Source organism: Pseudomonas sp. RA_35y_Pfl2_P32 (assembly GCF_963970735.1).
Taxonomy (GTDB): domain Bacteria; phylum Pseudomonadota; class Gammaproteobacteria; order Pseudomonadales; family Pseudomonadaceae; genus Aquipseudomonas.
Map to the genome: position 1 here is coordinate 1 of NZ_CAXAQF010000131.1, position 610 is coordinate 610.

Below are 610 nucleotides of genomic sequence, written 5' to 3' on the forward strand. Positions count from 1 at the left end.
ATCGCCTGCGCCAATTGGCGCAGCCTCTGCAGCCAACACCTGCCAGGCCCGCTTGTCCGCTTCCGCCTTGGCGCGCGCGAGTCCATTTTCGCCTTTGTAGCCGATCTGAGCGACACGCTCGGCAGCCGTCACACCATTGCGATAGACCTCGAAGCCACCCTTCGCCGTCCGGATGACGTAGAAGTCGCCGACCTCATAGAGCAGATCGGATTCCGTGAGCGACATGGTCGCGTCAGGCGTCTTGCGCTTGCGCACGCCTGCGCCAATTGGCGCAGCCTCCCCCGGCTCCCGAACCTTGAGCCGCGCCGCGATCCCTTCGAGATAGGCGTCTTGGATGTTGGCTTCTGACGGCGGTCGGGCACTCCGCGTGAGTTCGCTGTCTCCGGTTGCTCCCGAATTCGTTTCACCGCTTGCGCGATGCGGGCCAGTGCGTTGCTCCGGTTGATTTTCCCCGGCGCCGTCAGAACTCTTGCGCTTCTTCGGCTTTGCCGCCTTCGCGATTCTCGCGCCGTCACCCGGCTTGATCGCATGCCCGCGCCCGTCGACCTTCTCCGGCAGGTGATCGAACTTTTGCAGATGCGCCTCGATCGCCGCATCCATCTGCTCATAG

The 610-nt window shown here is 63.8% G+C and carries 1 protein-coding gene; it reads right to left on the reverse strand.

Going from position 1 to position 610, the window contains the following annotated elements; genetic code table 11:
* A partial coding sequence (locus tag AACY45_RS27470) for a hypothetical protein (RefSeq protein WP_339548600.1) occupies positions 1-610 on the reverse strand: 610 nt, incomplete at both ends.